Annotated in this window: 10 protein-coding genes; 2 read left to right on the top strand and 8 right to left on the bottom strand. The window is 63.1% G+C overall.

Translation table 11 applies throughout. From position 1 onward, the window contains the following. Positions 1-5: 5 nt before the first annotated feature. The 3 genes from A3AI_RS0114840 to A3AI_RS0114830 all read right to left on the bottom strand — a co-directional run bounded on the left by A3AI_RS0114840 (position 6) and on the right by A3AI_RS0114830 (position 3,749). Positions 6-2,582 (bottom strand): TonB-dependent receptor, encoded by a 2,577-nt coding sequence (locus A3AI_RS0114840; RefSeq protein WP_024516341.1) that lies wholly within the window; start codon positions 2,580-2,582, stop codon positions 6-8. A gap of 248 nt (positions 2,583-2,830) precedes the next feature. Continuing rightward, positions 2,831-3,070, bottom strand: coding sequence for a hypothetical protein (locus tag A3AI_RS0114835; protein WP_024516340.1), 240 nt, complete (start codon positions 3,068-3,070; stop codon positions 2,831-2,833). A gap of 217 nt (positions 3,071-3,287) precedes the next feature. Then, the gene (locus A3AI_RS0114830) at positions 3,288-3,749 is read right to left on the bottom strand and encodes a MarR family winged helix-turn-helix transcriptional regulator (protein ID WP_024516339.1); all 462 of its coding nucleotides are present in this window, start codon (positions 3,747-3,749) and stop codon (positions 3,288-3,290) included. A 147-nt stretch (positions 3,750-3,896) separates the two neighbouring features. Between A3AI_RS0114830 and A3AI_RS0114825 the strand changes: the two genes are divergently transcribed. Both A3AI_RS0114825 and A3AI_RS0114820 read left to right on the top strand, forming a co-directional pair. Further along, positions 3,897-5,066, top strand: coding sequence for an efflux RND transporter periplasmic adaptor subunit (locus tag A3AI_RS0114825; RefSeq protein WP_024516338.1), 1,170 nt, complete (start codon positions 3,897-3,899; stop codon positions 5,064-5,066). Further along, positions 5,063-8,215: a multidrug efflux RND transporter permease subunit gene (locus tag A3AI_RS0114820; protein ID WP_024516337.1), complete on the top strand. Its 3,153-nt coding sequence runs from the start codon at positions 5,063-5,065 to the stop codon at positions 8,213-8,215. Before A3AI_RS0114825 ends, A3AI_RS0114820 begins: the two co-directional genes overlap by 4 nt. Positions 8,216-8,311: 96 nt before the next feature. On the opposite strand, the gene A3AI_RS0114815 is transcribed toward A3AI_RS0114820, so the two are convergent. From A3AI_RS0114815 to A3AI_RS0114795, 5 genes are read right to left on the bottom strand one after another with little or no spacing between them, the layout of a single operon-like run. After that, positions 8,312-10,600 (bottom strand): arylsulfatase, encoded by a 2,289-nt coding sequence (locus A3AI_RS0114815; protein ID WP_024516336.1) that lies wholly within the window; start codon positions 10,598-10,600, stop codon positions 8,312-8,314. Positions 10,601-10,657: 57 nt separating this feature from the next. Continuing rightward, the gene (locus tag A3AI_RS0114810; protein WP_024516335.1) at positions 10,658-11,377 is read right to left on the bottom strand and encodes an ABC transporter ATP-binding protein; all 720 of its coding nucleotides are present in this window, start codon (positions 11,375-11,377) and stop codon (positions 10,658-10,660) included. Beyond that, positions 11,374-12,141 (bottom strand): ABC transporter ATP-binding protein, encoded by a 768-nt coding sequence (locus tag A3AI_RS0114805; protein WP_024516334.1) that lies wholly within the window; start codon positions 12,139-12,141, stop codon positions 11,374-11,376. Before A3AI_RS0114805 ends, A3AI_RS0114810 begins: the two co-directional genes overlap by 4 nt. Beyond that, complete coding sequence (locus tag A3AI_RS0114800; protein ID WP_245286889.1) at positions 12,131-13,135, bottom strand: branched-chain amino acid ABC transporter permease; 1,005 nt, start codon at positions 13,133-13,135, stop codon at positions 12,131-12,133. The genes A3AI_RS0114805 and A3AI_RS0114800 overlap by 11 nt, the downstream gene beginning before the upstream one ends. A 10-nt stretch (positions 13,136-13,145) precedes the next feature. Next, positions 13,146-14,009: a branched-chain amino acid ABC transporter permease gene (locus A3AI_RS0114795; protein ID WP_024516332.1), complete on the bottom strand. Its 864-nt coding sequence runs from the start codon at positions 14,007-14,009 to the stop codon at positions 13,146-13,148. Positions 14,010-14,089 lie beyond the last annotated feature (80 nt).

Below are 14,089 nucleotides of genomic sequence, written 5' to 3'. Positions count from 1 at the left end.
AGCCGTCAGTACCTCGCCGAAAGCACGAGATAGGCCGCGCGACCGGGCGCTTCGAGCACAAACGGCGCCGCACTCTGATACAATGCATCATAGTAGGTCTTGTTGAAGATGTTGTTGACGAACAGCTTCACGGTCCAGTGCTTGTCCACCTTGGCCTCCGCGAAGGCGTCGAAGCGCCAGTAGCTCGGGATCTGCGTGCCCTGATTGGCCGCCAGCAGCGTGCCGCCATAAATTTTCGAGCGATAGACGGCCTGACCGCCGAGCTCCCAGGTGTCGTTCAGTTGATACTTGGTGAGCAAGCTAAAGGATTGGGGCGCCACATTGGCGAGCGGCAGGCCGACGTTGCTCGTAAACAGCAGGGGCTGCGGTATGTTCGCATGAGGCACATTCGACTGGGTCACCTGCGATTGCATCAGCACAAGCCCGCCGAACACGCTCCATTTGTCCGTAATCTTGCCGCCGACGCCGAGATCGATGCCGCGGACATAATAGGATGCACCGGCGATGATGCACGACACGGTCGAACCGATGTAGGGACAGCTGGTGGTCTGGTTCGAAGCGTTTGTGACGTTGAACGCTTCGCGCGCGTTGTCCTTGGTGGTCTGGAACAGGGCTGCCGTCAGCAGCAGGTGGCGATCGAACAATTCCCACTTGGTGCCGATTTCAATCGCCTTGTTCTTCTCCGGCCCGAAGATCTGGTTGGCATTGCCGGGGATGACATTGGCAAGACCCCCATAAGCCGTGCTGGTGCCGTCGAACTCTGCGCCGACCGGATTGGACGATGTTGCATAAGCGACGTAGACGCTGCCATTCGGCTGAGGCTTCAAGGTCAGACCAAGATTGAAGCTCGGCAGGCCAAACTCCGCCTGCTGTTGGCCGAATACATTCGCCAACGCGCCCGAGCCGTAACCCGATGTGTGAATATTATAGTCGTCGTAGCGAATGCCACCGTTCAAAAGCACCAGGTCGTGGTAGTTGGCGGTGTCGAGGAGATACGGGCTCGCCGTGTCGATCGCGATATTGGTCGGCTTGCCGGTCAAAGTGGGATTGAGGCCGGTAGCCAGGAACGTATCCTGCGGATTGAAAATATTGACGCCCGTTATCGATCCGGACGTTGTGCCGCCCGGCAGAGCTTCCGAGCTAAGGCCAGTGTACGTGTCAATCGAGGCTGTCTCGCGCGAGACTTCCACGCCAAGCACGGCGGTATGCTTGAAACCGGCGCTGTCGTTGAATTTGTAGGTCGCCTCGCTCTGGTTCGCGAGCACATCCGTAACCTGGTAGCGGCTCTGCGGATTGGCGCTGAGAGTCCAGAGCGCGGGATTTGGGTTGGTGGTAATCGGCGCCTCCGGAAGCGTGCCGAGATAATTGTTGATCGAGCGTGAAACCCCCACCTTGTCGCTCAGGGTGAGATCAGGCGTGATCTGGACCTCGGCATTGAGCCCTCCGATATCCTGACGGACGTCGAAAAAGTCGCGGTAGACAAGGCCATAGAAATTGTTGCGATTGACCCCGAATTGGGGGAAGGGACCACCATAGGTATTTGTGAATTGCTGCGAGCCCGACCCGATTGCCCCCGGTCGGTAATACGGGACGCCGAAGTCGGGTATGCCGAACAGATTGGTGTGGACGTAATCGGCGGTGACCTTCACCGTATCGACTGGCTTCCACGTGGCCGCCACGAAGCCGCCGTTGCGGTTGTCGGTCACGTAGTTTCGCCCGGCCACATCGGCATCCTGGAACAGGCCGCCTGCACGAATGGCCAAGGTCGGGTTGATCACCTGGTTGACGTCGAGCACGACACGCTTGGTCTGGTCGGTGCCAAACGTCGTGTCCATATTGTAGAAGCTGCCCTGCGTCGTGGCCTGCTTGGTCACGATATTGATCGCGCCGCCCGCGGTCCCGCGGCCGGCAAATGAAGAAGCGGGACCGCGCAGGATCTCGACCTGCTCGGTGAAGAAGTTCTCGCGGACGCTGACGCCGGGATCGCGGATGCCGTTGATGAAGATGTCGTTGCGCGCATCGAAGCCGCGGATGAAGAAGCGGTCGCCAAAGGCATTGCCGCCCTCGCCGGTTCCGAGGCTCACGCCGGCCGTGCTCAAGACCGCCTGCTTGAGATTCGTGGCGTTCTTGTCGTCCAGCACTTCCCTGCTGAGCACCGTGATCGACTTCGGCGTGTTCAGAATCGGCTCGGGAAATTTACTGGATGCCTGCAGATGATCGACCTTGTAGGGCGCCGCCGGGTCAGCATAGGGGTCGCGGTCGGCCGACAAACCACCGGCGTTCGGGAAAGGCACCGGCGCCACCTGTTGCTGCTTCTCGCGCGCAGCGCGGCGCAGCGCATTGCGCGCGCGAATCTGCTCGGGCGACGGCTTGGAGGCAGCAGGTTTCGGGCGAGCGACCGGGGCATCGACCGTCACCGGCGGGAGATCGGACTGTTGCGCTTTGGCACCCGAGACCGACGCAACAGCGATCAGGCCCGCGACAGCGGTGACCTTCCTGCCCGAAATGCTGTCGAAACCTTCAGCACTTGTCTTGACTGCCGCGAATGAACGCAACGATCGCGGTGTGACCACCTGACCCATATTCCCCACGCCCCATAAGTTCTAAGCTTCTTAACTTGCGCGCACCGGAAACGTTCGGAAACACCGCGCGATTAGGCTTTCGTATCGGGCGCATATTGCACGGTCAACGCAATCGCAGCGTCGACAAGCTTGAATAGCTCCAGTTCAAAACGATTCTAATTTCTGACTTGAAATCGTTCTAAAGTAAGTTTGTAGGCCTTCTAAAAAGCGGGGCAACAAACACAAAAAAACAAGTTGTCTGTTGCTTGTTAATCGCTGCTCGGCGGCTTCATCAGCGAGAACAATTCGTCGACGGTCTGCACCGCGATCAGGCGCACGCGATCGGCGTTGGGCGTGCCTGCAATGTTGACGCCATTCACCACGGCCCGGATCTCATCGCGGAAGTCGGTCAGAAATCGCAGGGGATCGCGTGATTCGTTGGCGACGCGCGCAATCAGTCCTGTGATGAGGATCTGACACGCGATCATCTTTCCATTCAGCTCGTCCATGCAAAACTCCGCGCACATCTGGTCGCGTGATAGGCCGGACGGCCGTCCTGTTACAATGGCACCGCCGCGTATTTGAAGTCGTTCTAAACTGGCTGCCCGGCCCGCGCTCGGCGCACGGCACAAGCCGGTCGGAGGCGTTGAGGAGAAAATCGACTGCGCCAGCACGGCTGACAATCGCAGGAGATCGACAATGTGGCGTCCGCCGATCTGTCGCGCCCTACTTCACCGCGACGTGGCCTGACGGATCGGACAGCGCCTTGATGCGCTCCTTGATGTCGCGAAGCGCGGTCAGGCTGGTCTCGATCGTTTCATCGGGCAGATCCGCGAGCACATCGGTCGCAATGCCGTCGCGCAGGCTGTCGAGACTATCGACGAGCTCCCTGCCGCTTGGCGTGAGAAACAGCCGGTTGGCGCGTCGGTCCTTGGGATCATGCCGCCGCTCGAGCAGGCCGTGCTCGACGAGACGATCCAGCAGACGCACCAGCGAGATCGGCTGCAGCTCGAGCACATCGGCGAGATCCACCTGGGATAGACCCTCCTGCTGCCGCAGCCGAAACAGCACGATCCATTGCGCGCGCGTGGTCCCATTCTGCTTCGCGCGATGGTCGATATAGTTGCGCAGCAGCCGCGAGCTTTCTACAAGTTGAGCGACCAGCTGACGTTTCAGGTCCAGCGACATAAGCTCGGACGTTCCCAAGATTGCCGATAGTTAAGGATTATCAAGCCATAGTGTGTTTGCGCATAAAGTGCACGCGTACTATATCTGGCATAGCTGGAACGGATTTAAAGACCCCATTATTGTTATTCTTTCAGCGTATGAGCCGATATGAAGAGATCCCGGACGATCTGGTGGGTTGTGGTGCTGGTGGCGCTCGGCGGCGGGGGCTATTACGGCTGGCATAAGTATAAAGCAGCTGAAGCCGCCAAGGCGACCCAGCAGGCGGCGGCGGCTCGACGGCCCGCAATTCCCGTAAGCACGGCAAAGGTCGAGAAGGCGGATTTCCCGGTCTATTTGACCGGGCTCGGCACCGTTCAGGGCTTCAACACCGTCCAGGTTCGCACCCGTGTCGACGGCCAGATCGACAAGATCGCCTTCACGGAAGGTCAGATGGTCAAGGAGGGTGACCTCCTCGCCGAGATCGATCCGCGGCCCTACCAGGCCGCATACGATCAGGCCGTTGCGAAGAAGGCGCAGGACGAAGCCAATATCGCCAATGCCAATCTGGACCTGCAGCGCTACACCAAGCTCGGCGAGTTCGCGACGCGCCAGCAGCTCGACACCCAGCGCTCGACCGTTGCGCAGCTGACCGCCCAGATTTCGGCTGACGATGCCGCCATTTTCAACGCCAAGACCCAGCTCGACTACACCCAAGTCAAGGCGCCGATCTCAGGCGTCGTGGGCCTGCGCCAGGTCGACATCGGCAATATCGTCAATGCCGCGACCCAGACCGGCATTGTCAGCATCGCGCAGGTCGAGCCGATTTCCGTTATCTTCACCGCGCCGGAAGACCAACTTCCCTATATCAGTGAAGCCCAGGCACTCAGCCCGCTGAAGGTGATCGCCATCACCACCGACGGCAAGAAAGTGCTGGCGGAAGGCAAGCTCGCGGTTATCAACAATCAGGTTGACGTCACCAGCGGAACCATTCGGCTGAAGGCGGTGTTCGACAACAAAAATCATGCGCTGTGGCCCGGCCAGTCAGTCTCGACGCGGCTTCTGGTCAAGACGTTGAAGGACGCCACCGTGGCCCCGGACCAAGCGATCCAGCACTCGACCAACGGCCTCTATGCTTATACCGTGGGTGCGGACAACAAGGCCGAGATGCACAAGGTCAAGGTCAGCTACTCCATCGACGGGCGCTCCGTCGTCGAAGAGGGACTGACGCCGGGCCAGCTGGCCATCACGGGCGGCCAGTTCAAAGTTGAGCCGGGGACAATCGTCAGCACCGCAGTTGCGAGCAGCGACGCGGCACAAGCCAAGGTCCGGCAGGAATGAGCGGCGGCGGCACCGGAATTTCGGCACCTTTCATTCGCTACCCCATCGGTACCTCGCTGCTGATGGCGGGTATCCTGTTCGTCGGCCTCGTCGCCTATCCGCTATTGCCGGTTGCGCCGCTGCCGCAGGTCGACTTTCCAACCATCCAGATCACGGCGACCTTGCCGGGCGCAAGCCCCGAGACCATGGCGACCTCGGTTGCGCAGCCGCTGGAGCGGCAGTTCGCGCAGATTCCCGGCATCGCCCAGATGACCTCGACCAGCTATCTGGGTACCGCAGCAGTCACCATCCAGTTCGACCTCAACCGCAACATCGACGGCGCGGCCAACGACGTCCAGGGCGCTATCAACGCGGCAAGCGGACAGCTGCCGAAGAACCTTCCCTCGCCGCCGACCTATCGCAAGGTCAACCCGGCGGATTCGCCGATCCTGCTGCTTTCCGCCACCTCCGACACGCTGCCGCTGACAACGGTCAGCGACGCGGTGGATGCACAGCTGGGGCAACAGATCAGCCAGATCTCGGGCGTGGCCCAAGTCATCATTGGCGGCCAGCAGAAGCCCTCCATCCGGGTTCAGGTCGACCCGGCGAAGCTCGTCGCCAAGGGTCTGTCGCTCGAGGACGTCCGCAACCAGATCGCGCTCACCACCGTCGATAGCCCCAAGGGCAATATCGATGGCGACAAGCGCGCCTACACCATCTACGCCAACGACCAGCTCCTGGATTCCAAGGACTGGAACGACGTGATCATTGCCTACCGCAATGGCGGTCCATTGCGAATTCGCGACATCGGCCAGGCGATCACCGGGCCGGAGGACGCCAAACAGGCGGCCTGGGCCAACGGCAAGCGCGGTGTGTTCCTGGTCGTCTACAAGCAGCCGGGCGCCAACGTCATCGAGACGGTCGACAAGATCAAGGCGACGTTGCCGCGGCTGGTTGCCGCGATTCCGCCTGCGATCAAGATCGAGATCATCAGTGACCGTACCCAGACCATCCGCGCCGCGGTCGAGGACGTCCAATATACCCTGTTGCTCACCGTCGCGCTGGTCGTGATGGTGATCTTCGTCTTCCTGCGCAGCTTCTGGGCGACCGTCATTCCGGCGGTCACCGTGCCGCTCGCGCTATTGGGTGCCTGCTCGCTGATGTGGGTGTTCGGCTACACGCTGGACAACCTGTCCCTGATGGCGCTGACGATTGCGGTCGGTTTCGTGGTCGACGACGCCATCGTGATGCTGGAAAATATCTCCCGCTACATCGAGGAAGGTGAAAATCCGCTGGCCGCCGCCTTCAAGGGCTCGGGCGAAATCGGCTTCACCATCGTCTCGATCAGTATCTCGCTGGTGGCGGTGCTGATCCCGCTGCTCCTGATGGGCGGTATCATCGGCCGTCTGTTCCGTGAATTCGCGGTGACGCTGGCGATGACGATCTTCGTGTCCATGGTGGTGTCGCTGACGCTGACGCCGATGATGGCCTCGCGCTTCCTGCGCGCCCATGGCGAGGTTCAGCATGGTCGCTTCTATCAATGGAGCGAGGCCGCATTCGACGCCATGCTGCACGCCTATGAGCGCGGCCTCGACCTTGCGCTGAGCTGGCGACGGACCACGCTGCTGATCTTCTTTGCCACGCTCGGGTTGTCGGTCTACCTGTTCGTGATCATCCCGAAGGGCTTCTTCCCGCAGCAGGATAACGGCCTTATCACCGCGACGTCCGAAGCCTCGCAGGACATTTCCTTCGCCGACATGGTGAAGCAGCAGGAGGTCCTCGGCAAGATCGTGCAGCAGGACCCGGCGGTCGCGAGCGTCGCCATGGCGATCGGTGGCAGCGGCCGCGCCGGCAACAACGGCAACCTGTTCATCACCCTGAAGCCGCTATCCGAGCGCGATGCGTCTGCCCAGCAGGTGATCGCACGGCTGCGGCCCAAGCTTGCCAAGGTGGAAGGCGCCCGCCTCTACATGCAGGCGGCCCAGGACGTACGTCTCGGCGGCCGCCCGACCCGCACCCAGTTCGAATTCACGCTGCAGGACGCCAATCTCGACGAGCTGAACGAGTGGGCGCCGAAGATCCTCACCAAGATGCAGACCTTGCCGCAACTGCGCGACGTCGCCACCGACCAGCAGACCAACGGCACCACGCTGCAGCTCAAGATCAACCGCGATACCGCCTCACGCTACGGCATCTATCCGCAGCTGATCGACGACACGCTCTATGATGCGTTCGGCCAGCGCCAGGTCACCCAGTACTTCACCCAGCTCAACAGCTACCACGTGATCCTGGAGATCCTTCCCGAGCTGCAGGGCAAGATCGACACGCTGGACAAGATCTACGTCCGTTCGCCGACGACCGGCGAGGAAGTGCCGCTATCGACGTTCGCGACCTGGACGAGCTCTCCGGTACGGCCGCTCTCGATCAGCCACCAGGGCCAGTTCCCGGCGATCACCATCAGCTTCAACCTCGCCCAGGGCGTGGCGCTCGGCCAGGCGACTGAGGCCGTGCAGAAGGCGATGACCGACCTGGGCGCACCGCCGACGCTCAATTCGAGCTTCCAGGGTACGGCGCAGGCGTTCCAGCAATCGCTCGGCACCGTGCCGTTGCTGATCCTGGCCGCGCTGGTCGTGGTCTATCTGATCCTCGGCATTCTCTACGAAAGCTACATCCATCCGATCACGATTCTCTCCACCCTGCCCTCGGCCGGCGTCGGCGCGCTCGCGATCCTGATGGCATTCGGCTACGACTTCAGCCTGATCGCGCTGATCGGCGTGATCCTCCTGATCGGAATCGTGAAGAAGAACGGCATCATGATGGTCGACTTCGCGATCGCCGCCGAGCGCGACCAGCACCTGAGCCCGGAACAGTCGATCCGCCAGGCCGCGCTGCTTCGCTTCCGCCCGATCATGATGACCACCATGGCGGCGCTGCTCGGCGGCGTGCCGCTGATGCTCGGCACTGGAACCGGCTCGGAGATCCGCCAGCCGCTCGGCTATGCGATGGTGGGCGGCCTGATCGTCAGTCAGGCGCTGACGCTGTTCACCACACCGGTGATCTATCTCTATCTCGACAAGCTCACCAACGCCTTCTCCAATTGGGGCCGGTCCGACGACGACGGCGAGGGTGAAGGCGACGAGCACGGCGCGGTCAAGGAAGCGGCCGAATAAGCTCGGCCAAAAGACGATCGAGGAGCCGGTCGACACGACACTCGCAGTTCCGCTGGCGCCCTCGCGATCCGCCGCCGACAACGGGATCGACCAGCTTCACTGCCGCGCCATCTGCGCATTCGCAACGCCAGTGCCGTCGAGCTTCTGGTCGTCATGCATGACGACCGTCACCTTCAGCAGTTGTCCGGTGAACTCGAATGGCGCGGCGTAGTGCGAGACCGGGCTGCCGCGGTCGCGGCCGATGTCGAGCCCCGACCACGAGATCAGATTGTGAAAGGCGAGCTGGGTCTTCAGGGAACCCGCCGGCTCGCCGTCGATCAGAAGCGTGTACTCGCTCTCACCGGTGCGCGCGCCCTTGGCAGGCTCGGCCGGCCGGACCAGCCGATCGACGCGGAGCCCAAGCCGCCGCGCGCCCGGCGCCACCTTGCGGTCGGAGGTGATGATCTCGTGGCCGCCGCCGATGTTGAGATCATGCACCAGATGGCCATCCTTGATGTAGAGGCTGTAGCCTGAGGTGGCATCACCGTGCGCGATCAACACGCCCTGCGCGCCGGCGGAATCGATTTCGACAAGCGCCTCGATGCTATAGCTGCGACTGCGCACATCGGGCGCGACGTCGGTCGGCACATGGCCCATGCCGGCATGAAAGGTGAACTGGTGGCGCGCGCCGTGGAAGCGCGCCGCATTCTCGGCAAAGCGCGGTCCGAACCGGTCGTCGAGCGGCAACACCTGGTGCTTTTCCGCCTCGCTCCACCACAGCTCGATCAGCTCAGCCAGCCGCCCGGGCTCCTTTGCAGCGAGATCGTCGGTTTCGGAAAAATCGTGATCGAGGTGAAACAGCTCCCATCTGTCATCCTCGAACGGCGTGCCCGGCGGATGATAGGCAACCGCCTTCCAGCCCTGATGCCAGAGGCCGCGATGGCCGAACATCTCGAAATATTGTGGCGAGGATTTTGAGCGCGCGGCGACGTCAGTGATCGATCGCGCAAAGCTCTCGCCTTCCATGGGCATCTGCGGAGACCCTGCGATTGTCGCAGGCGCGCTGATCCCGATGACATCGAGCAGCGTCGGCACGAGGTCGCAGGCATGAACGAACTGATGGCGCAGTTCGCCCCGCGCGGCAATGCCGTTGGGCCAGCTCAGCACGAAGGGATCGCGGATGCCGCCGCCATGGGTGTTCTGCTTGTAGCGTCGCAGCGGCGTGTTGGATGCCATCGCCCAGCCATGCGGGAAATTGGAATGGGTATCGGGCCCGCCGATATCGTCGAGCCGGCGGAGCTTTTCGGCGATCGGCTCGGGACGAAAATTATACGGCCCCATCGCATTGATGAAGCCGAGCGGCCCGCCCTCCTGGCTCGCGCCATTGTCGGACATGACGATGACCAGCGTGTTGTCGCGCACGCCCGATGTCTCGAGGAAGGCGATCAGGCGCGCGAGATGCCGGTCGGCATGGTCGAGCATGCCGGCAAAGGCCGACTGCAGGCGGGTGAAGACGCGCCGCTCGTCCGCAGAATGCGCTTCCCAGGCTTTGACGCCGTCATTGCGTGGCGGCAGTTTGGTCGCCGCTGGCACGAGGCCTGCCGCCTTCTGCCGTGCGAGGCGCTGATCGCGCTCGACGTCCCAGCCATGGGCGAACAGCGCGTCATAACACTTGATGATGTCCTCGGGTGCCTGGTGCGGCGCGTGGCAGGCGCCGAGCGCCACCCAGGTTAGCCATGGCAGATCCGGCCGATCAGCGATGTGGTCGCCGATGAAGCGGATCGCCTGGCCGATGAGATCGGCGGTGAGATGGTAGCCTCCTTCGTACCTGCCCGGAGGATCGATATGCGTGTTGTCGGCGACGAGCTCGGGCGCGTACTGGTCGGTCTCGGCGTCGAGGAAACCATAGAAACGGTCGAAACCGCGCCCGAGGGGCCAGCCGTCGAACGGCCCGGTGGCGCCGCTCTCGGTCAAGGGCGTCACGTGCCACTTGCCGATCATGTAATTGCGATAGCCATGCTCCCGCAGCATCTCCGCCAGCGTCCCCGCCTCGCGCGCAATCTTGCCGCGGTAGCCCGGATAGCCGGAATCGAAATTGGCGAGGCAGCCGACGCCGACCGAATGATGGTTGCGGCCGGTCAGAAGCGCTGCGCGGGTGGTCGAGCACATCGCGGTGGTGTGGAAGCCGGTATAGCGCAAGCCCTCGGCGGCAAGGCGATCGATCGTGGGCGTCTTGATCGGCGAGCCGTAGCAACCGAAATCGGAGAAACCAACATCGTCGAACAGCACCACCAGGATGTTGGGCGCGCCGGCCGGCGGCTTGGCCGCGTCGGGCCACCAGGGTTTGGAGGTCGCGATGGTCTTGCCGATCGTGCCGGCGAACGGTTGCTTGCCATTTGCGCTCATGTGCGTGCTCCTCCGCCCTCGCATGGCGCTTGATCCGCCATTTGTCCTCTTAACCTGTCACGCCGTGCCGAGATAGGCGCGCTGCACCTGCGGGTCCTGCGCCAGCGCGGCGGCCGTGCCCGACAGCACGCTTTTGCCGACCTGCAGCACGGTCGCAAAATCCGAGACTTCGAGCGCAAGCTCGATCGATTGCTCGGCGAGCAGGATGGTCAGCCCTTCCCGGTGCAACCGGCCGAAGGTCTCATACATCGATTCCACCACGGCAGGCGCGAGCCCGAGCGACGGCTCATCCAGCATCAGAAGCTTCGGGTCGCTCATCAAGGCGCGGCCGACCGCGAGCATCTGCCGCTCGCCACCGGACATGGTTCCAGCGCGCTGGTTGCGCCGCTCCTTCAGCCGCGGGAAAATCTCGTAGACGCGATCGAGCAGCACAGCCTTCCGCGCCTTGTCGGCGAGCGGCGTCGCGCCGAGCAGAAGGTTGTTCTCGACGCTTTGCTGCACGAACAGCCGCCAGCCTTCCGGCGACAGCGCCAGCCCCTTGCGCACGATCGCAAACGCGCGCTGGCCGCCGATCTCCTCGCCGCGGAATGCGATCGAGCCCGCATGCAGCGGGATCAGGCCGGCGATCGCATTCAAGGTCGTGGTCTTGCCGCCACCATTGGAGCCGAGCAGCGCGACGACAGAGCCCTCGGGTACTTCGAGCGAGACGTCGGAGACCCCGATCAGATCGCCATAGCGAACCTCGAGGTGCTCGAGCTTGAGCAACGGTCCGCTCATTCGACCGGCCCGCCCAGCAACTCGATCGGCGTATGGCCGGCGGCCGCTTTGGCCGCGCGGGTGCCGAGATAGGCTGCGATCACGTCCGGATTGCCGGTGACTTCCCGCGGCGAGCCGCGCGCAATCTCGCGACCCTGGTGGAACACCATGACGCGGCTCGCCAGCGACATGATGACCTCCATGATGTGCTCGACGATCACGAGCGTGACCCCGGAGGCGTGGATGTCGCGCACCAGCGCGATGGCAAGATGTACCTCGCGCTGCGTCAGCCCGGCCATGGCTTCGTCGAGCAGCAGTATTTTTGGCTCGGTCGCCAGCGCCCGCGCAATCTCCAGCCGCTTGCGACCGGGCGTGCCGAGCGATCGCGCGGGCGCATCGGCGAGCCGGCTCATTCCGACCCGCTCCAGCACAGCACGCGCCTTCGTCTCGGCCTCATGGCGATGGGCGGTGCGGAGGAAAGCGCCGATCATCACGTTTTCCAGCACGGTCATGCCTTCGAAGGTCTGCGGCACCTGGAAGGTGCGGGCGAGCCCGAGTTGCGCGCGCGCCTCGGGCGCAAGATCTGTGATGTCGTGGCCCTCGAACAGCACCTTGCCCGACGTCGCTCTCAAATCGCCGGTCAGGCAGTTGAAGAAGGTGGATTTGCCGGCACCGTTCGGGCCGATCAGCCCGAGAATATCGCCCTGCTCCAGCGTCAGGCTTGCGGCATCGACTGCCCTGAAGTTGCCGAAGGCTTTGGTGACGTTGCGAGCCTCAAGGAGCATGGCCTGCTCCCGTCGCAACCGCCTGCGCGTCCTTCGCTTGCGGCCCGGCGCGCCGCTCCAGCTGCCGCTTGATCAGCGTAAGGATGCCGCCGGGCTGAAAGCGCGCAATCAGGACAATGATCGCGCCATAGACCACGAAGGTCAGCCCGGCCCCCTTGCCGCCGAGCAGGCTGTTGGAGATCTCCTCCAGCGGCACCAGGATCGCAGCACCCACCAGGGGGCCGAACAGCAGCCCTGCCCCACCGAGCGCCGCCATGATCAATATCTTCACCGAGATCAGGATGCCAAGGCCGGACTCGGGATCGACGAAGCCGAACATCATGGCGTACAGCGCACCCGCAACGCTGGTCAGCCCGGCGCTCAACATGAAAGCATAGAGCTTGACGCGGCTGGCAGGTGCGCCCAGCGAGCGCGCCGCGCGCTCGGAATCCCTGATCGCCCGCAGGTAAAATCCCATCCGGCTGTTGGTCATCCACCACGTGATGGCGAGCGTGATCGCAAGCACAGCAAGGAACAAGTAGTAATAAGGCAGCGCCGAGATGAAGGAGAGATCGAAGATGTTGCGCGGGACGGTCGGGCCGCTCAGGCCCACGGCGGCGCCGAGATAATCGGTGTTGGTGACGACCAGCCGGATCAGCTCGGCGACCGCGATCGTTGCCATGCTGAAATAGTGCCCAGACAGCCGCAGCGTCGGCACGCCGACGATGGCTGAGATGGCGACCGCCAGCACGATTCCGGCGGGAAGACCGACCAGCGGCGACAGCCCGAAATGCGCGTAGGCGCCCATCGCGGCATAGGCGCCGCAGCCGAAATAGACGACATGGCCGACCGAGACCTGCCCGGCATAGCCGCCGACGATGTTCCAGCTCGAGGCCGCGATGGCATAGAGCAGCACCAGCGCGCCCAGCCGCTGCTGGAACGGCGTCGAGAACACAAACGGATAGCCGAGCAGGATCACAAGCAGCAATGCGGGCCAGATCGAGCGGCGCATCATGGCTCGCCACTCATGTTTTGCCCATCAACCCCTGCGGCCTGAACCACAGGAAGGACAGGAACAGCGCGTAGACCACGATGTCCTTGTAGACCGCGCCGATCAGATAGCCGGACAGCGACTCGATCACCCCGATCAGAAGTCCCGCGAGCAGCGCACCGGGCACGCTGCCGAAGCCGCCGAGCGAGACCGTGACAAAGGCGACGATGCCAAGCGTCTCGCCGACCGTCGGCACGATATAGAAAAAGGTCGCGATCAGCGCGCCGGCCAGGCCGGTGGCGCCGGCCGCAATGGCCCAGGCAATTGCCTGCATGGTATCGGGGCGGATGCCCATCAGCTGTGCGGCCGTGGCATCCTCCGCGACCGCCAGCATCTTCGAGCCCAGCGCCGTGCGCGTCAAAAGCAGATGCAGCCCGAGCGTCACGACCAGCGCGACGACGCCGGCGAGCAGCCGCGCGGCTTCGATGCGCAGGCCCCAGAAGGCAAACGTGCCGCCGACGATGTTCTGGGGCAGCGACAGGAAATCGGCGCCGAACCACCAGAACACGGAATAGCGCAGCAGGAGTGCGAGCCCGAAAGTGCCGAGGATCTGCGCCAGCATCGGCCCCTTCATGATGCCGCGGATCAGCGCGAAATAGACCACGACGCCGAGAGCCGCGAGCAGCAGCGTCGCGAACGGCACGCCGGCCAGCGGTCCGACGCCGAATAGCGTGAACACGACGAAGGCAGCGTACATGCCGAGCATGACGAAATCGCCATGGGCAAAATTGACGATGTTCATCATGCCCCAGACCAGCGTCAGCCCGGACGAGAACAACGCATAGACCGCGCCCAAGAGCAACCCACCGACAATCACCTGGACGAGGACGAATGACATGAAGCCGCGCGCCGTTGCGTGGAAGCGATCAACCAAGCTGTTCAGAAAGCAGACCGGATGCTTCCATCCAGCCCGCGAAC

This window comes from Bradyrhizobium sp. Tv2a-2 (genome assembly GCF_000472425.1).
Taxonomy (GTDB): Bacteria; Pseudomonadota; Alphaproteobacteria; order Rhizobiales; family Xanthobacteraceae; genus Bradyrhizobium.
The sequence above is the reverse complement of the archived record's forward strand: the minus strand, read 5'-3'. Positions and strand labels throughout refer to the sequence as shown.

What these genes read in the sequence shown, in the direction of transcription:
- A3AI_RS0114835 (WP_024516340.1), bottom strand. Translation starts at nt 3,070, where the DNA reads ATGGACGAGCTGAATGGAAAGATGATCGCGTGTCAGATCCTCATCACA.
- A3AI_RS0114820 (WP_024516337.1), top strand. Translation starts at nt 5,063, where the DNA reads ATGAGCGGCGGCGGCACCGGAATTTCGGCACCTTTCATTCGCTACCCC.
- A3AI_RS0114830 (WP_024516339.1), bottom strand. Translation starts at nt 3,749, where the DNA reads ATGTCGCTGGACCTGAAACGTCAGCTGGTCGCTCAACTTGTAGAAAGC.
- A3AI_RS0114825 (WP_024516338.1), top strand. Translation starts at nt 3,897, where the DNA reads ATGAAGAGATCCCGGACGATCTGGTGGGTTGTGGTGCTGGTGGCGCTC.
- A3AI_RS0114795 (WP_024516332.1), bottom strand. Translation starts at nt 14,009, where the DNA reads ATGTCATTCGTCCTCGTCCAGGTGATTGTCGGTGGGTTGCTCTTGGGC.
- A3AI_RS0114810 (WP_024516335.1), bottom strand. Translation starts at nt 11,377, where the DNA reads ATGAGCGGACCGTTGCTCAAGCTCGAGCACCTCGAGGTTCGCTATGGC.
- A3AI_RS0114840 (WP_024516341.1), bottom strand. Translation starts at nt 2,582, where the DNA reads ATGGGTCAGGTGGTCACACCGCGATCGTTGCGTTCATTCGCGGCAGTC.
- A3AI_RS0114805 (WP_024516334.1), bottom strand. Translation starts at nt 12,141, where the DNA reads ATGCTCCTTGAGGCTCGCAACGTCACCAAAGCCTTCGGCAACTTCAGG.
- A3AI_RS0114800 (WP_245286889.1), bottom strand. Translation starts at nt 13,135, where the DNA reads ATGATGCGCCGCTCGATCTGGCCCGCATTGCTGCTTGTGATCCTGCTC.
- A3AI_RS0114815 (WP_024516336.1), bottom strand. Translation starts at nt 10,600, where the DNA reads ATGAGCGCAAATGGCAAGCAACCGTTCGCCGGCACGATCGGCAAGACC.